17 protein-coding genes and 1 other RNA gene are annotated in these 15,583 nt (G+C 72.4%); 13 read left to right on the forward strand and 5 right to left on the reverse strand.

Features of this window, described 5'->3' with window-relative positions; all coding sequences use genetic code 11:
• The 3 genes from BLT76_RS02215 to BLT76_RS02225 all read left to right on the forward strand — a co-directional run bounded on the left by BLT76_RS02215 (position 1) and on the right by BLT76_RS02225 (position 3,081).
• Positions 1 to 1,593, forward strand: coding sequence for a GAF domain-containing protein (locus BLT76_RS02215; protein ID WP_090850296.1), 1,593 nt, complete (start codon positions 1 to 3; stop codon positions 1,591 to 1,593).
• A 28-nt stretch (positions 1,594 to 1,621) separates the two neighbouring features.
• Positions 1,622 to 2,377, forward strand: coding sequence for a dienelactone hydrolase family protein (locus BLT76_RS02220; RefSeq protein WP_090850298.1), 756 nt, complete (start codon positions 1,622 to 1,624; stop codon positions 2,375 to 2,377).
• 143 nt (positions 2,378 to 2,520) lie between these two features.
• Positions 2,521 to 3,081 (forward strand): Dps family protein, encoded by a 561-nt coding sequence (locus tag BLT76_RS02225; RefSeq protein WP_090850300.1) that lies wholly within the window; start codon positions 2,521 to 2,523, stop codon positions 3,079 to 3,081.
• Positions 3,082 to 3,089: 8 nt separating this feature from the next.
• Here BLT76_RS02225 and BLT76_RS02230 read toward each other — a convergent pair whose 3' ends face one another.
• The gene (locus BLT76_RS02230; RefSeq protein ID WP_090850302.1) at positions 3,090 to 3,770 is read right to left on the reverse strand and encodes an HAD family hydrolase; all 681 of its coding nucleotides are present in this window, start codon (positions 3,768 to 3,770) and stop codon (positions 3,090 to 3,092) included.
• 49 nt (positions 3,771 to 3,819) lie between these two features.
• Between BLT76_RS02230 and BLT76_RS02235 the strand changes: the two genes are divergently transcribed.
• Positions 3,820 to 4,146, forward strand: a complete 327-nt coding sequence (locus tag BLT76_RS02235; RefSeq protein ID WP_090850303.1) for a plasmid stabilization protein — start codon at positions 3,820 to 3,822, stop codon at positions 4,144 to 4,146.
• A 116-nt stretch (positions 4,147 to 4,262) separates the two neighbouring features.
• A complete protein-coding gene (locus tag BLT76_RS02240; protein WP_244509211.1) occupies positions 4,263 to 5,057 on the forward strand; it encodes a sigma-70 family RNA polymerase sigma factor in 795 nt (264 codons plus the stop codon).
• A gap of 153 nt (positions 5,058 to 5,210) precedes the next feature.
• On the opposite strand, the gene BLT76_RS02245 is transcribed toward BLT76_RS02240, so the two are convergent.
• Positions 5,211 to 6,080 (reverse strand): crotonase/enoyl-CoA hydratase family protein, encoded by an 870-nt coding sequence (locus tag BLT76_RS02245; RefSeq protein WP_090850832.1) that lies wholly within the window; start codon positions 6,078 to 6,080, stop codon positions 5,211 to 5,213.
• Entirely contained in the window at positions 6,077 to 7,312 is a 1,236-nt protein-coding gene (locus BLT76_RS02250; RefSeq protein WP_090850304.1) for an LCP family protein, read from the reverse strand. The genes BLT76_RS02245 and BLT76_RS02250 overlap by 4 nt, the downstream gene beginning before the upstream one ends.
• Positions 7,313 to 7,335: 23 nt before the next feature.
• Between BLT76_RS02250 and BLT76_RS02255 the strand changes: the two genes are divergently transcribed.
• The 8 genes from BLT76_RS02255 to ssrA all read left to right on the forward strand — a co-directional run bounded on the left by BLT76_RS02255 (position 7,336) and on the right by ssrA (position 13,533).
• Entirely contained in the window at positions 7,336 to 7,845 is a 510-nt protein-coding gene (locus tag BLT76_RS02255) for an acyl-CoA thioesterase (protein WP_090850307.1), read from the forward strand.
• A 5-nt stretch (positions 7,846 to 7,850) separates the two neighbouring features.
• Complete coding sequence (locus BLT76_RS02260) at positions 7,851 to 8,432, forward strand: GNAT family N-acetyltransferase (protein WP_090850309.1); 582 nt, start codon at positions 7,851 to 7,853, stop codon at positions 8,430 to 8,432.
• 96 nt (positions 8,433 to 8,528) lie between these two features.
• Positions 8,529 to 10,028 carry an LCP family protein gene (locus BLT76_RS02265; protein WP_090850311.1) on the forward strand — a complete coding sequence of 500 codons (1,500 nt, stop codon included), beginning with the start codon at positions 8,529 to 8,531 and terminating at the stop codon, positions 10,026 to 10,028.
• A 294-nt stretch (positions 10,029 to 10,322) separates the two neighbouring features.
• On the forward strand, positions 10,323 to 10,802 hold the full coding sequence (smpB, locus tag BLT76_RS02270) for an SsrA-binding protein SmpB (RefSeq protein WP_090850313.1): 480 nt from the start codon (positions 10,323 to 10,325) through the stop codon (positions 10,800 to 10,802).
• Positions 10,795 to 11,655, forward strand: a complete 861-nt coding sequence (locus BLT76_RS02275; RefSeq protein ID WP_090850315.1) for an amidohydrolase family protein — start codon at positions 10,795 to 10,797, stop codon at positions 11,653 to 11,655. The genes smpB and BLT76_RS02275 overlap by 8 nt, the downstream gene beginning before the upstream one ends.
• Positions 11,656 to 11,680: 25 nt before the next feature.
• On the forward strand, positions 11,681 to 12,559 hold the full coding sequence (locus BLT76_RS02280; RefSeq protein ID WP_090850317.1) for a hypothetical protein: 879 nt from the start codon (positions 11,681 to 11,683) through the stop codon (positions 12,557 to 12,559).
• Positions 12,556 to 13,071, forward strand: a complete 516-nt coding sequence (locus tag BLT76_RS02285) for a hypothetical protein (RefSeq protein WP_139175381.1) — start codon at positions 12,556 to 12,558, stop codon at positions 13,069 to 13,071. The genes BLT76_RS02280 and BLT76_RS02285 overlap by 4 nt, the downstream gene beginning before the upstream one ends.
• A gap of 91 nt (positions 13,072 to 13,162) precedes the next feature.
• Positions 13,163 to 13,533, forward strand: a transfer-messenger RNA (tmRNA) gene (gene ssrA, locus BLT76_RS02290).
• Between the two features lie 118 nt (positions 13,534 to 13,651).
• Here ssrA and BLT76_RS02295 read toward each other — a convergent pair.
• Together BLT76_RS02295 and BLT76_RS02300 are read right to left on the reverse strand one after the other, a co-directional pair.
• Positions 13,652 to 14,254, reverse strand: a complete 603-nt coding sequence (locus BLT76_RS02295; protein WP_090850321.1) for a DNA topoisomerase subunit B — start codon at positions 14,252 to 14,254, stop codon at positions 13,652 to 13,654.
• Positions 14,255 to 14,295: 41 nt separating this feature from the next.
• A complete protein-coding gene (locus BLT76_RS02300) occupies positions 14,296 to 15,582 on the reverse strand; it encodes a glycosyltransferase (RefSeq protein WP_090850323.1) in 1,287 nt (428 codons plus the stop codon).
• Position 15,583: the final 1 nt, after the last annotated feature.

Genomic DNA, 15,583 nt, shown 5'->3' on the forward strand with positions numbered 1-15,583 from the left:
GTGACCGAGCAGGTGCCGGACACCGCCCGCTGGAAGCTCCTCCTCGAAGCCGTCGTCGGCATCGGGGCCGACCTGTCGCTCGACGGGGTGCTGGCCCGGATCGTCCGCGTCGGCAGCGAGCTCGTCGGCGCCCGGTACGCCGCGCTGGGGGTCCTCGGCGCCGGGCCCGGGAAGCGGCTGCGCACCTTCGTCCACCACGGCATGGGCGACGACGCGGTCCTGCGGATCGGCGACCTGCCGACCGGCCACGGTCTGCTCGGGCTGATCATCGACCGCCCCGAGCCGCTGCGGCTGCACGACATCGCCGAGCACCCGGCGTCGTACGGCTTCCCGCCGGGACATCCGCCGATGAGCTCGTTCCTGGGCGTTCCGGTGCGGATCCGCGACCAGGTCTTCGGCAACCTCTACCTCACCGAGAAGGCCGGCGGCGGCGACTTCACCCAGGCCGACGAGGACATCGTGGTCGCACTCGCGGCCGCCGCGGGCGTGGCGATCGAGAACGCCCGCCTCTACGAGGAGGCGGCCCGGCGCGAGCGGTGGCTCTCGGCCACGGCCGAGATCACCCGGCTGCTGTCCGGCACCACCCTCGGTTCGGACGCGCTGCAGGCGGTCGCCGACCGGGCCCGCGAGGTCGCGGCGGCCGACGTCGCCTGGATCCTCGCCGGCGACGCGGACACGGAGATGGCGCTCGAGGCGGTGTCCGGCCACCGCGTCGACGCGGCGCTGCTGGAGGTGCTGGCGCGCCAGGACGCCCTCGCCGCGGAGGTCGCCCGCACCGGCGTCCCCACCTCCCTGCCCGCCCTCGAGGCGGACCGGCTCGGCCCGGCGGTCGTCGTACCCCTGCGCAACGCGGCGGGGATCGAGGGCGTGCTGGCCATCGCGTGGGAGCCGGCGAACGTCGACGCCTTCCACGCGGTCGACGCGGCGCTCCCGGCGGCCTTCGCCGAGCAGGCCGCGCTGGCGCTGCAGGTCGCCCGGCACCGGGAGGACCAGCAGAAGCTGGCCGTCCTGGAGGACCGCGACCGGATCGGCCGCGACCTGCACGACCTGGTCATCCAGCGACTCTTCGCGATCGGGCTGGGCCTGCAGGGCGCCGGGCGCCGGGTGGACCAGCCGGAGGTGGCCGCCAAGCTCGACACCGCCGTCGACGACCTGGACGCCACGATCCGCGACATCCGCCGCTCGATCTTCGCGCTCAGCTCCGCCGACGAGTCGACCGACCTGCAGTCCGAGATGACCCGGATCGTCGACCGGGCCGCCGCGAACCTCGAGCAGCGTCCGACGCTGACCTTCCGCGGGCCGGTCCGCACCCGGATCACCCCGCGCGTCGCCCCGCACCTGCTGGCCGTGCTGGGGGAGGCGCTCTCGAACGCTGTCCGGCACGCCGGTCCCGCCACGGTCAGCGTCAGCCTCACGGTCGGCGACGAGATCGAGCTGGTGGTCCGCGACGACGGCGTCGGGATGGCCGGTGAGGTCGCCGAGAGCGGGCTGCGCAACATGCGCGACCGGGCCGAGCGGCTGGGCGGCACCTGCCGGATCGAGTCCGTCCCCGGCTCCGGCACCGCCGTGGTCTGGGCGGTCCCGACGGGCTGACGACGACCGGCTGACTACTGTCGGCGGCATGGGTCAGCGCATCGAGATCACCACCGCCGACGGCACGGCCGAGGCCTACCTCACCGAGCCGGGCGCCGGGCCCGGCGTGCTGCTCTTCGTCGACGCGATCGGGCTGCGCACGCAGATCGAGGCGATGGCCGACCGCATCGCGTCGTGGGGGTACGTCGTCCTCGCCCCGCACGTCTTCTACCGCGAGGGGTCGGCGGCCGAGCTGGCCCCGGCCGGCGACCTGCGCGACGCCGGGGCGCGGGAGGCCTTCTTCGCCGGCGGCGTGATGGACCGGGTTGGCCGGCTGACCCCGGACCTCTCGAACCCCGACACCGAGGCGTACGTCGACGCCCTGCTCCGGCACGCGACCGCGCCGATCGGCGTGACCGGCTACTGCATGGGCGCCCGCCTGGCCCTGCGTGCCGCCGGCCTGCGCCCCGACGTCGTCCGCGCGGTCGGCGGCTTCCACGGCGGCCGCCTCGTGACCGACGCCCCGGACAGCCCCCATCTCTCGGCGGCCGGCGCCCGGGCCGAGCTCGTCTTCGGCCACGCCGACCAGGACGCCTCGATGCCACCGGAGCAGGTCGCCGCCCTGGCGGCCGCGCTCGACGAGGCCGGGCTCGTGCACGCCGAGGCGATCTACCCCGGCGCCCCGCACGGCTTCACGATGGCCGACACCTCGTCGTACGACGAGGCCGGTGCGGAGCGGCACTTCACCGAGCTCCGTGGCCTCCTGGACCGCACCCTCGGACAGGTGGTCCAGACCGGCGCATAGCCGATACGGGCCGGGGTACGAACGACTCGGGCCGGGACCGCCCAATACCCCCCACTTCGGCGGTCCCGGCCCCTCATCGTCTCCGGACCCGCTCACCCCCTCCGGCTCGTTTCCGGGCCCGCGGGAGCGGTTACCGGATCGGCATGACGACTCCGAGCAAGCTGAAGTACACGGTTCCCGGCATGAGCGACACCGACGCCGAGCGCGTCGTGACCCTGCTCCAGAGCCGGCTCAACGCCTCGAACGACCTCCACCTCACGCTCAAGCACGTGCACTGGAACGTCGTCGGCCCCCACTTCATCTCCGTCCACGAGATGCTCGACCCCCAGGTCGACGCCGTACGCGGGTTCGCCGACGACCTCGCCGAGCGGATCGCCACCCTCGGCGGCTCGCCGGTCGGGACGCCGGGCAAGCTGGTCGAGGCGCGCACTTGGGAGGAGTACAGCCTCGGGCGGGCCACCACCCAGGAGCACCTCGGGGCCCTCGACCTGGTCTACCAGGGCGTGATCTCCGACTACCGCGACGGCATCAAGGAGCTCGACGAGCTCGACCTGGTCACCCAGGACATGTTCATCGCCCAGACCGAGCAGCTGGAGCTCTTCCATTGGTTCATCCGGGCGCACCTGGAGGACAAGGGCGGCAACCTCTCGACCACGGGTGCCAGCTCCGAGAAGGACGCCGCCGCGGCGGCGGGCGAGGGCTGACCCTCACCTCACGATCGACCGGCCCGCGCGGCCTGGTCGAGCGCCTCGTCCAGGTGCTCGGTCAGGTCGCGCGGGTCGTCGTACGTCGCGGCGGCGCCGGCCTCCAGCAGCTCGGCCGCCCCGAAGCCGCCGCTGCGCAGCGCCAGGGTCGGGACGGCCCGCTCGTTCGCCGCGGCCACGTCCCAGACCGAGTCGCCGATCATCACCGCCCGGCCGCCGCCCACCCGTTCGAGCGCCACGTCGAGCAGTTCCGGGTGTGGCTTGGTTTCCGACGCGTCGTCGGCCGTCGTCCACGCGTCGGTGCGGGACCGGGCGTCCAGCAGCTCCAGCGCGTGGTCGGCGTGCCGGGGGATGCTCGAGCTGGCCAGCACCACTTTCAGGCCGGCGCCGCGCAGCGCGTCGAGCAGGCCCCGCGCCCCGCCGAACAGCCGCGTCTCCTCGATGATCGCGTCGTACTCCTTCTCCCACCGGTCGCGCACCTCGTCGCCGACCTGGGCCTCGGCCTCGTCGCCGGCCACCGCGCCCACGAGCTTGTCGCCGCCCATCCCGAGGTGTCGGTGGATCCGCCACAGGGCGACGCTGCGCCCGACGTGGGCGAAGGCCCGCGACCAGGCCAGCGCGTGGTGGTAGTTGGAGTCCAGGAGGGTGCCGTCGATGTCGACGACCGCGGTCTCGAAGGGGGTGCTCATGCCGTCCGTTACCCGGGTACCGGGCGTCGTACGAGAGAGGAGCGGACCCATGCCGCAGCAGGGCTGGAGCAAGAAGCGCGAGCGTCAGTACGACCACATCAAGGAGGGCCTCGAGGACCAGGGGCGCAGCGAGGAGCAGGCGGAGGAGATCGCCGCCCGCACGGTCAACAAGGAGCGGGCGCGCGCTGGGGAGGCGAAGGAGAGCAGCCGCACCTCCACCGAGGACCTGTCGTCGTCGCGCCGCGGCGGGCTCCGGTCGCACCGCGGCGCGGGTGGTCGCACCAAGGAGCAGCTGTACGCCGAGGCCCGCAAGAAGAACGTCAAGGGCCGCTCGTCGATGACCAAGGCCGAGCTGGAGCGGGCCGTCGATCGCTGATCCCGCGGCGCTCCGGGTGCGGTTGTCGAGCGGTCGCGGACCGTGGGACGATTCTCGCGCGAGGTCCGTTCTCAGGACCGATCACGGGGCGCATCAACGGGGGAAGGTGTGTCGTCGTGGGCTCGGACCGGTACGCCCGGGAGGCGGTGGGGCTCTCCGACGCCCGTCGTCGGGCCGAGACCGCCCGGCTCCTGTCCCGGGCCCACGCCTCGAGCGGTGAGGACCGCGCCCGCTACGAGAACGACGTCGTCCGCCTCAACCTCGGGGTCGCCGCCGACGTCGCGCGGCGCTACCACGGACGCGGCATCGCCGCCGACGACATCGACCAGGTCGCCTGCCTCGGGATGGTCAAGGCCGTGCGCGCCTTCGACCCGACCCGCGGAGACGACTTCCTGAGCTTCGCGGTCCCCACGCTGCGTGGCGAGATCCGCCGCTACTTCCGCGACGCCGGCTGGACGGTCCGGCCGCCCCGCCCGGTGCAGGAGACCCAGGAGCGGATCGCCGGGGCCGAGGCCGTGCTCTCCCAGCGCCTGGGTCGCACGCCCCGGCCGTCCGAGATCGCCGTCCACCTCGACGTACCGCTGGTGCTGGTCCTCGACTCGCTGCACGCCACCGGCTGCTTCGCCCCGGTCTCGCTCGACGCCCCGCACCCGTACGACGACGAGGGCCGCGGCCCCGCCGACCTGCTCGGCGAGCTCGACCCCGCCTTCGCCTCAGCCGAGGCCCGGCTCGCGTTGCAGCCGCTGATCCGCGACCTCTCCGAGCGCGAGCGCACCATCATCGAGATGCGCTACTTCGACAACCGCACCCAGGCCGAGATCGGCGCCGAGGTCGGGGTCAGCCAGGAGCAGGTCTCCCGCCTGATCGCCGGCATCCTCTCCCGCCTCCGCGAGCGCCTCGCCGTCGCCTGACGCCGACCCGTCACTCAATGACCGCTTCTTGCGGTGTGTCGCTCAGCGATCGACGGGTCGCTGAGCGGAGTACGACGTCCGCTGGGCGACCCGTCGATCGCGGACGGACACACCGACGAAAGACGACATCGAGTGACGGATCAGCGGGGTGGGTCAGTGGATCCGGGGGAGGTCGGCGGCGCGGCCGGTGAAGGACGCGGGCCGCTTCTCCAGGAACGCGGCCACGCCCTCCTTGCCGTCGCCGATCGAGGTGTAGTACATCGCCAGCGAGTCGGACAGGTGCGCCTCGAGCGGGTCGGCGGCGGCGCCGTTGCGGTAGAGCAGCTGCTTGGCCAGGCCGAGGGCGACGGGGGAGCGGCCGACGACGAACGAGCGGGCCAGGTCGAGGGCCGCGGGGAGCAGATCGTCGGGCTCGTGGAGCGAGCGGACCAGCCGGCCGGCGTGCGCCTGCTCGGCGGTCAGGATGTCGGCGGAGTAAACCCACTCCAGGGCCTGCTGGATGCCGACGATGCGCGGCAGGAACCACGACGAGCAGGCCTCGGGCACGATGCCGAGCCGCCCGAACACGAACCCGATCCGGGCCTTGGTCGAGGCCAGCCGGATGTCCATGGCCAGGGTCATGGTGGCGCCGATCCCGACCGCCGGACCGTTGATCGCGGCGATCACCGGCTTCGGCAGCGCGTGGATCGCCAGCGTCACCTTGCCGCCGGTGTCGCGCACGCCCTCGTCGTACGGCGCCGCATCGTACGACGCCCGGAACTCCTCGGGGGTGGGTCGCAGCGACTCGTCGAGCCCGAACACGTTGCCCTCGGCCGACAGGTCCATCCCCGCGCAGAAGGCCCGGCCGGCGCCGGTGACCACGACCGCGCGCACGTCGTCGGAGCGGGCGTCGGTGAGGAACACCTGCTCCAGCTCGCGGGCCATCGTCAGGTCGAAGGCGTTGAGGCTGTCGGGCCGGTCGAGCGTGAGGGTGGCGACGCCGTCGTCGTCCACCGCGAAGGACAGGGTCTCGTACGACGTCATCCGGTCACCGACTTGGGCAGGCCGGTCGGGGTGCACAGACCCTTGTCCATGTCGCCCACCTCGTCCTTGCGCATCGCCGCGAACATCTGCTCCGAGCGCTCCTCGTCCCAGTGCACGGCGAGGTCGGCGATCGGGACCGTGCAGGTCAGCCCCTTGTCACCGTTGACCCGGGTCATGGCCAGCGCCCACATGCCGGCGCGGACCGGACCGGTGCCCTCGCCGAAGCCGAAGAAGCCGGGGACGGCGTTGTTGAGCTGCCAGTAGCGGACCGGGTTGACGAAGGTCCACGGCGAGAGCACCTTCTTGCCGACCGCCGAGACCACCTCGCGCTGGTGCTTGACCCGGGTGATGTCGCCGTACTGCGGGTCGCTGTGGCGCGAGCGTGCGTAGCCCAGCGCGGTGACGCCGTCGGCCTCCTGGCAGCCCTTCTTGATGTTCAGGTTGGCCAGCTTGTCCTTCATCCGCCGCTCGGGACAGATCTCGATGCCGCCGACGGCGTCGACGACGCCGGCGAGGCCGCCCATGCCGATCTCGACGTAGTGGTCGACGCGGATGCCGGTGGTCGCCTCGATGGTGCGGGTCAGCAGTCGCGGCCCGCCGTACGCGTAGGCGGCGTTGATCTTGGAGGTGCCGCGGCCGGGGATGTCGACGATGGAGTCGCGGGGGATCGACATCAGCAGGTTGGGGCCGGAGCCGGTGTGCAGCAGCATGATCGTGTCGGTGCGCTGGCCCTCGGCGCCGCCGGTGCCGAGCTCCTTGCGCTCCTCCTCGGTGAGGTCGCCGCGCGAGTCGCTGCCGACGAGCAGGTACGTCGTCCCCGGCTGGTCGTCGGGTCGGCTGCCGCCGCGCGGCTCCCACTCGATCTTGTCGACGCTGGTCCAGGCGTAGATCGGCACGGCGACCAGGAAGACCACCCAGGCGAGGAAGAGCAGGAAGACGTAGCGCAGCCGGAACCGCGGCCGGCGCAGGCCACGACTGCCTCCGCCACCCTCGCGCGGGGGCGGGGTCGGGCCGGGGGTCGGGCGCGGCGTCGTCGGCGGGGGTGGCTCGGAGCCCGCCGGTCCCCCCGGCTGGACCCGCATCACGCGGGTCTCGTCGGGCCGGGCGTCGCGCGACTGGCGCGGGACGGGACGGGTCGGGTCGGGGGTGCTGCCGGACGAGCCCTGGCCGTAGAGCCAGCCGAACTCCGGGGTCTCGTCCCCGGAGCCGTCGTTCCGGGGACGGTCTGCCATGGCGCTGACGCTACCGTGCGGTCATGAGCTCGGAGCCGTACGGCAGGCCACCCTCCTTCGCCCGCGTGTCGCTCGCCGTGATCACCTCCGGGCGCGAGGCGAACCTGCTCGGCAACATCCACGGCGGCGAGATCGTGAAGCTGGCCGACTCCACCGCGGGTGCCGTCGCGCAGCGGCACAGCGGGGGACCGGCGGTCACCGCGGCGCTCGACGAGATGGCCTTCCTGGCCCCGGTCCACGTCGGCGACATCGTGCACACCTTCGCCCAGGTCAACTGGGCCGGTCGCTCGTCGATGGAGGTGGGCGTCCGGGTCGAGGCCCAGCCGTGGAACGACCCGTCCACGGCGCTGCTGCACGTCGCGTCGGCGTACTTCGTCTTCGTGGCCATCGACGCCGACGGGCGGGCGCGCGACGTCCCGCCGCTGCTCCCCGAGACCCCCGACGAGGTACGACGGATGCGCGAGGCCGAGATCCGTCGCGCCCACCGGCTGGCCAAGCGCCAGGAGATCGAGTCCGGGCGAGCGGGTACCTGAGCCGCGTGACGAACTGGCGGCACGTGCGGACCGAACGGCTCTGGCTCGACGTGGCGACGGTGGCGGACGTCCCCGACCTGCACGAGATCCACGCGGACCCCCAGTCCTGGGAGCACTTCCCGGCGGGGCGGCACGCGGACCGGCTGATGTCGGAGCAGATGGTCGTCAACGGCGACCGGCAGTGGGCGACGAACGGCCTGGGCTACTGGTCGGTGCGCGACGCCGACGGCGGGCACGTGGTGGGCCGGGGCGGCTGCGCCGTACCGGACGGGTCGCCGTGGTGGAACCTCTACTACCGCTTCGGGGCGTCGGTGCACCGGCGCGGCTACGCCACCGAGATGGCGCAGGCGGCGATCGAGGCCGCCCACGATATCGGCCCCGAGCGGGCCGTGCTGGCCTACCTCCTCGAGCACAACGAAGCCTCCCGTCGTACGGCGGAGCGCCTCGGGCTGAGGCTGGTCTGGCGCGGTCACGACGTCGGCAACCCGGACCGCGATGCGATCCGCCTGGTGTACGTCGACCGCGAGCCCGACACCGACCTGATGGACGCGATCTCGCGTCATTGCGAGCCGCCCGGCGCGTCGTGACGCGATGTGACCGGTGTGGCTGGTGATACTGACGGGGCAGCACTGACCTTCCCCTTCAGTACTCACCAGCAGTACGCAGCACAGAGAGGCATCTCGATGCCTACCCCACCCGTTTCTTCCCCCGGGTCGGACCACGACGGAGCCGCGCGCGGCCCGGCGCGTGTCTCGGTCGCCGAGCGCGCCGCCCGCGTGCGGTTCCGCCGCGCCCTGTCCCTGATGGCGATGACCCTCGTCGCGCCCGGCTCGGCCCAGCTCGCGGCGGGCAACCGGAAGGTCGGTCGGATCGCCATCGGCATCTGGCTGGCCCTCCTGGTGACCGGCCTGATCACCGCGGTCGCGCTGCTGATCCATCCCACCAGCGCGGTCTCGCTGGCGACCAAGCCGAGCCTGCTGCTCCTGCTGCGCCTCGGCCTGATGGTCGGCGCCGTGGGGTGGGCCTACCTCTTCGTCGACGCCTGGCGGATCGGCCAGCCGCTGACCCTCGGCCTCGGCCACCGCCGCGCCGTGGTCGGCGTCAACGGCCTGCTGTGCTTCACCGTCGCCGGCGTGATGCTCTTCGGCGCCCACGTGGTCGCCGTTCAGCGCGACTTCATCCTGGCCACCTTCAGCGACGGCGCCGCGAGCGACGCCAGTCACGGCCGCTACAACGTGCTGCTGCTCGGCGGAGACTCCGGCGACGACCGCTGGGGCCTGCGCCCAGACTCGATGACCGTCGCCTCGATCGACGCCGAGACCGGCAAGACCGTGCTGATCGGCCTGCCGCGCAACATGGCGAACTTCCCGTTCAAGAAGGGGAGCGTCATGCACGAGCAGTTCCCCGACGGCTTCGACTGCGACGGCTGCTACCTCAACGGCGTCTCCACCTGGGCCGGCGACAACACCGAGCTCTTCCCGGACTCCGACAACCCGGGCGTCGACGCGACGATCATGGCCATCGAGGGCATCACCGGGCTGGACATCAGCTACTGGGCGATGGTCAACCTGCGCGGCTTCAAGGACCTGGTCGACGCCGTCGGCGGCGTGAAGCTCAACGTCCGCTCGCCGATCCCGGTCGGCGGCCTCGGCAGCGACGTCACCGGCTACATCGAGCCCGGCAACCGCAAGCTGAACGGCCACGAGACCCTCTGGTACGCCCGGGCCCGCGAGGGCTCCGACGACTACTCGCGGATGGCGCGCCAGAAGTGCGTGATGAACGCGATGCTCGGACAGGTCAGCCCGCAGGTCGCCGTACGCAACTTCGAGAAGATCGCGAAGGCCTCCTCGGCGATGATCTCGACCGACCTGCCGGCCTCCGAGATCGACACCTTCGCCTCGCTGGCGCTGAAGGCCAAGAGCCAGAAGATGGCCACGCTGTCGCTGGTCCCGCCCCTGGTCAACACCGCCCACCCGGAGATCAAGAAGATCCGGGCCAAGGTGCGCCAGGCGATCGACCGCTCCGAGGGCGACGCCCCGAAGAAGAAGCCGACCGAGACGGCAAAGGCCGACGTCCCGGCGAAGAACGCCGACGCCCCGACCACCGTGACCGGTGGCTCGGTCGGCTCCCTGAAGCAGGGCTACGCCGCCAACCAGGCCGAGGACCTCGCCTCCGCCTGCTGACCCGCCCCGTCGGTGGTTGAGGTGCGAGCGAAGCGAGCCTCGAAACCCGTCTTGCCGTCAGACGGCCTGGATCGAGGTCGGGGGTGTCGCACCTCAACCAGCGTGGGTCGGCGTCGGAGCAATGGCATTTCCTTCTGCTGACGGCACCCCGCCGGTGGTTGAGGTGCGAGCGAAGCGAGCCTCGAAACCCGTCTTGCCGTCAGACGGCCTCGATCGAGGTCGGGGGTGTCGCACCTCAACCAGCGTGCGTCGGCGTCGTGGCAATGCCGTTGCGCTCTCTGGGAGAATGGGGGCATGGCGAAGGAGCAGGGGCAGAAGATGGTCGCGCAGAACAAGAAGGCGCGACACGAGTACGCCATCGAGGACACCTTCGAGGCCGGGCTGGTGCTCCAGGGCACCGAGGTGAAGTCGCTGCGGATGGGTCGGGCGTCGCTCGTCGACGGGTTCGTCGACATCGACCACGGCGAGGCCTGGCTGCACGCCGTGCACATCCCGGAGTACTCCCAGGGCACCTGGACCAACCACGCCGCTCGCCGCAAGCGCAAGCTGCTGCTCAACCGGGTCGAGATCGACAAGATCGAGCGCCGGGTCAACGAGAAGGGGCTCACCGTCGTCCCGCTGTCGCTCTACTTCAAGGACGGCCGGGCCAAGGTCGAGATCGCGCTCGCCAAGGGCAAGAAGTCGTGGGACAAGCGCCAGTCGATCGCCGAGCGCACGGCCAACCGCGAGAAGGAGCAGGCCCTGGGTCGGCACCTGAAGGGCATGCGTGACTGACGTCCCCGCGGTCCGCTCGTTCTGGGAGGGCCTCGGGCTGCCCGGCCTGTTCGACGTGCACGTGCACTTCCTGCCGCCGAACATCCAGAGGGCCGTGTACGCCGTCTTCGACGCGGCCGGTCCCAAGATCGGCCGCGACTGGCCGATCCGCTACCGCCAGTCGCACGCGGAGCGGGTCGAGCTGCTGCGCGAGTTCGGCGTACGACGGTTCCCGACGCTGCCCTACGCGCACAAGCCGGGCGTCGCGTCGTACCTCAACGGGTGGGCGCGCGACTTCTCCCGCGACGTGCCGGAGTCGCTGTGGTCGGCGACCTTCTACCCCGAGCCCGAGGCGGCGTCGTACGTCGGCGACCTGGTCGCGGACGGCGTCGACGTCTTCAAGGTGCACCTGCAGGTGGGGGAGTTCCACCTCGACGACCCGCTGCTGGACGAGGTCTGGGGCACGCTCGAGGACAGCGGGACGCCGATCGTGGTGCACGCGGGGTCCGGCCCGGTCGCCAACGACTTCACCGGACCGGCGTCGACCGCCCGGCTGCTCGGCCGGTTCCCGCGGCTGACCCTGGTGATGGCCCACATGGGTGCCCCCGAGTGCGCGGAGTTCCTGGCCCTCGCCGAGACCCACGAGCGGGTCCACCTCGACACCACGATGGTGTTCACCGACTTCTTCCCGCCGTACCCCGCCGAGCTGGTGCCGCGGCTGCTCGACCTCCAGGACCGGGTGCTGCTCGGCAGCGACTTCCCGACCATCCCCTACCCCTACGCGCACCAGCTGGAGGGCCTGGCCCGCCTCGACCTCGGCGACGACTGGCTGCGCGCCGTCTGCTGGGAGAACGGAACCCGGCTGTTTGCCTGAGAGGGGCGGGTGGAACGGTTCTCCCGTGCCCGCGACCCGCCGACCCCTGTCCCGCGCGCTGGGCGTGCTGGTCGCCCTGGTCCTGCTGCTGACCGCGTGCACCGGGGACGACGGGGACGGCGACCCGGGGGAGCGCCCCGACGCGGCGCCGAGCGGCCCGACCACGGCGCAGTACGACGAGGCGCAGACCCTCTTCCACGACCTCGCCGGCGTGCTCGACGAGACCAACACGAGGGCCGTGGCCTACCAGGCGCGGGTCCGCACCGCCTGGGAGAACGACCCTGACGGGTTCCGGAAGCGGCCGAAGGTCGTCCGAGCCGTCAAGCAGCAGGCCGCGGTCGCTGCCCGGCGCGACGCCGCGCTCGCCGCGCTGGCCGAGCAGCCGGCGGTCGTCGGCGACGAGGAGCTCGGTACGGCGTACCGCGCGTTCGTCGAGGGGTACGCCGCCGTCTCCGCCTACCAGGACGGCTTCAACGGCTCCTACCCCGTGTTCCTCGCCGCCGGCGACGCCTGCCAGAGCCTGGTGGGGGTCCAGCCGCCCGCGGGGGCGTCGTACTCCGAGACGGGCGCCGCCTGGCTGGAGGCGCACGAGGAGGCGGCCGCCCCCTGCCTGCGGCTGAGCGCGAAGCTGAAGTCCTCGACCAACACCGACGTGGCCCGGCTGCCGCGGCTCTACCGCCGCCTCGTGGCCGACCGCAACGCCGCCATCGAGCGGCTCCGCGACGGTGACACCGACCTGGCGGGCGCGATGAAGGCCCTGGGCCGCGTCGATCGTGCCTTCACCCGTGACTACGCGCGGGCCACCCGGTTCGACGCGCGGATCGCGACGCTGGTCCCGGACGACCTCTACCAGGCCGTCGACGTGGTCTTCGGGGAACGGGTCGGCGGGAGCGGGTCGTCATGATGAGGACCGTCTTCCTGCTCGTGGCGGTGCTGGTGCCGCTCGTGACGGCCGCGGTGGTCGTCCTCGTCGTCGTGCTGGTCGCCACCCGCTCCCGTGCGCGACCGGCGCCGCCCCTCGTGGCCCCCGGTCCGGGCGGCGCCCCCGTGCTGGCCCCCAGCACCTGGCAGGCCGAGCTCGTGGGCGACGGCGTCCTGGGGAGCGTGGGCAGCCCGCTCGCGTCGACGTACGGCGTGCTGGTGCTCGACGGCGGCCGCCTCTCGTTCACCCGGACGGGACAGGCCGAGCCGGACTGGGTCGTCGACTGCCGCGAGGTCGGGGTGCGCCGCCAGGGGATCGGACCGTTCACGGTGGCCGCCGTACGCCTCTTCGGACCGATGGGGGAGGTCCCGCTCAACGTCAGTCAGGAGCACATCAACCGCTTCTCGACGAACTCGCTGAAGGACTTCCGTCAGAGCGGGTACGCCGACCAGCTGGTCGCGGCGCTGCACGCCCACGGGGCCCGGCCGGTCTGAGCGCGCCCTCGCGGGAATCCGGCGTGCCCCGGCGTCGTTGACCCCGTAGACTGCACGATGCGGCTCGCGCCGTGTGCAGGACAACTCAAGAGGGGCTGATCGGTTTCGACTTGGGACGTTAGTTCCAGGGGAAGCGGGTCGAGAAGCCAGCGTCATCTCGTAAACGTTCGCTGGAAACCTATAACTGCCAACACCAATCGCAGTTCCTTCGCTCTCGCTGCCTGAGCAGTGATCGAAGCGTCAGTCCGGGCACCCGTCTCCGTCCCGGATCCTGGCGTCATCTAGGAGACTTGCCGGCCACTCCCTGTCAGGAGGGGTGACCGGGACTTTTTCCTGACTGGGCCTGTCGGCGACGTGTCTGTGCGAGCGCCGGGGCCGAGAAAAGCGACATCACCGACTGCACCCGGAGAAGACCTGGATCGACGCTCGAGGACCGGGGTTCGATTCCCCGCAGCTCCACCACCATGATCGGTCCCGATGGGTCGCCCCATCGAGAGCCAGCCCTCTTGGACGAGAGCCGTTCCGACCTCGGTCGGAGCGGCTCTCGGTCACTCTGCGCCCTCGCACGGCCGGTCCTGCCTCAGCCCGAGCGCTCGTCGCGGACCTCGAGGGTCAACGGCGGAGGCGCCCCTGCTCTGAGTGCCCGGGCGGACACCGAGGACGCCGTCACCAGGTCCGGGTCCGGCAGGAAGTGGACGGCGGTACCGGTCGTCGCGTCGGGCTCGATCGGGACCAGGGCCGTTGTCGGGAGCCCGTGCTCGTACCGCTGCGTCCAGGAGCCGTCGTGACGGCGGTTGGTGTGGACCAGCCAGGAGCTGAGGGCGGCCACCACGGACATGCCGCGTCGGGGATGTCCGTCCGCGAGCATCGGAGGGTCAGGGACGTCGAAGAAGCGGAGGTCCGGGGTGGCCATGACGGGCTTCCGCACCGGCGCCCCGTCCGCGTCGTGACGGGTGTCGGTGCCGCGGCCGTCATCGACCACCGACACCGATCCGTCGGCGTGCAGCGTGACGAGGCAGTGGCCGGAGCCGGTGTCGAGTGCCTCGTCGGCGGGGTACGAGATCACCTCGAGGACGAGGTGGAGGACCCCGTTCGGGGCGTACAGCGCGGCCTGGTCACGGATCCGGGCGAGGTGGGCGCGGTCCACCGTCGCCGCCCAGTCGTGGGTCGTGTTCTGCCACATCGAGTCGTGCTCACCTCCCGGCGGGTCCGTCGCCGGCGCGTTCAGCCGACCAGCGCCGCGCGGGCCACGTCACGGCCCGGAGCCCGGCGCAGGTCCTCGCCGATCGCCCGCGCCACGTCTGCGGGAGTGCCGTCGAGGACGGCTCGTACGGCGACACCGAGGTCCGTGGCCGTGACCGTGTTGGGGTCGAGCGCCGCCCCCAGGCCAGCCGCCTCGATCGCCGCCGCTCCCGCGAACTGGTCGGTGGAGAACGGCAGCACGACCATCGGGACCCCCGCGGTGAGGGCCTCGGTCACGCTGTTGTTGCCGCCGTGGGTGACCAGCACCGCCGCCCGCTGCAGCAGGGCGACCTGAGGCAGGTAGGTGCGCAGCAGCCAGTCCGCGGGGACGTCCGGCAGTCCGGTGGCCGAGCCGGTCGCCACGGCGACCCGAAGCCCGAGGGGGCGCAGGGCCTCCAGCACCGTCGCCAGCACGTCGCCGCGCGCCGAGAGGAAGCTGCCGAAGCTGACGTAGACCACCGGGCGGTCGTCGGCCTCCAGCCAGCGGCGGACGTCGTCGTCCGCCGGCTCGGCCCGTACGGCGGAGCCGAGGAACGCGTGCGGTGGCAGCAGCGCCGTACGGGCCGGGTCGTGCAGGGATGCCGGGTAGTTGAGCAGCAGCAGGTCACCGTGCTCGGCGAACGCGTCCGCCGAGGGCGTGGCGTCGGGATCCAGGACGCGCAGGGCGGCGTTCCACTCGGCGGTGAAGCTGTCCCGGATGTCGAGGCAGAGCCGGTGCAGATCGACCAGCTCGGACTCCGGAGGGGTGAAGGCGGACGGCCAGGCGGGCGGGTAGCCGTACACCTCGTCCCCGACCGGCAGCGCCGTCGGGTGGCCGAGCACGACATCGGCGTACGGGATGCCGGCGACGTCGAGAGCGAGCCGGGCGCTGAACGCCAGGTGGTCGACGATGACCTGATCGGGCCGGACTCGATCGATGACGTCCAGGACGGCCCGCGCCCGGTCCACCGGCTCCCACAGCAGGTCGGTACGCCGGGCCTCGGCCTGGTAGCGCAACGTCGGCACCATGCCGTGTCGGGTGGCGGCGAAGAAGCCCCGCAGCGCGTCGTCCTCGCCGGGCGGCTGCTCCTCGGCCCGGATGACCCCGGGATTGGATCCTCGCCCCAGCGCCAGGTCGGCGCGCTCGAAGCCGAACTCGGCCACGATGCCCGCGGTCGCCGGGCCGGTGGCCACCACGACGGACTCGCCGGCGTCCTGCCAGGCTGTCGCGAGGGTCGCCAGGGGCAGCAGGTGCGAGGCGTAGTCGGGACTGATCACCAGCACGCTCATG

Source organism: Nocardioides lianchengensis, assembly GCF_900101465.1.
Taxonomy (GTDB): Bacteria; Actinomycetota; Actinomycetes; order Propionibacteriales; family Nocardioidaceae; genus Nocardioides; species Nocardioides lianchengensis.

What these genes read in the sequence shown, in the direction of transcription:
- BLT76_RS02220 (WP_090850298.1), top strand. Translation starts at nt 1,622, where the DNA reads ATGGGTCAGCGCATCGAGATCACCACCGCCGACGGCACGGCCGAGGCC.
- BLT76_RS02225 (WP_090850300.1), top strand. Translation starts at nt 2,521, where the DNA reads ATGACGACTCCGAGCAAGCTGAAGTACACGGTTCCCGGCATGAGCGAC.
- BLT76_RS02230 (WP_090850302.1), bottom strand. Translation starts at nt 3,770, where the DNA reads ATGAGCACCCCCTTCGAGACCGCGGTCGTCGACATCGACGGCACCCTC.
- BLT76_RS02235 (WP_090850303.1), top strand. Translation starts at nt 3,820, where the DNA reads ATGCCGCAGCAGGGCTGGAGCAAGAAGCGCGAGCGTCAGTACGACCAC.
- BLT76_RS02245 (WP_090850832.1), bottom strand. Translation starts at nt 6,080, where the DNA reads ATGACGTCGTACGAGACCCTGTCCTTCGCGGTGGACGACGACGGCGTC.
- BLT76_RS02250 (WP_090850304.1), bottom strand. Translation starts at nt 7,312, where the DNA reads ATGGCAGACCGTCCCCGGAACGACGGCTCCGGGGACGAGACCCCGGAG.
- BLT76_RS02255 (WP_090850307.1), top strand. Translation starts at nt 7,336, where the DNA reads ATGAGCTCGGAGCCGTACGGCAGGCCACCCTCCTTCGCCCGCGTGTCG.
- BLT76_RS02265 (WP_090850311.1), top strand. Translation starts at nt 8,529, where the DNA reads ATGCCTACCCCACCCGTTTCTTCCCCCGGGTCGGACCACGACGGAGCC.
- smpB (WP_090850313.1), top strand. Translation starts at nt 10,323, where the DNA reads ATGGCGAAGGAGCAGGGGCAGAAGATGGTCGCGCAGAACAAGAAGGCG.
- BLT76_RS02285 (WP_139175381.1), top strand. Translation starts at nt 12,556, where the DNA reads ATGATGAGGACCGTCTTCCTGCTCGTGGCGGTGCTGGTGCCGCTCGTG.
- BLT76_RS02295 (WP_090850321.1), bottom strand. Translation starts at nt 14,254, where the DNA reads ATGTGGCAGAACACGACCCACGACTGGGCGGCGACGGTGGACCGCGCC.
- BLT76_RS02300 (WP_090850323.1), bottom strand. Translation starts at nt 15,582, where the DNA reads ATGAGCGTGCTGGTGATCAGTCCCGACTACGCCTCGCACCTGCTGCCC.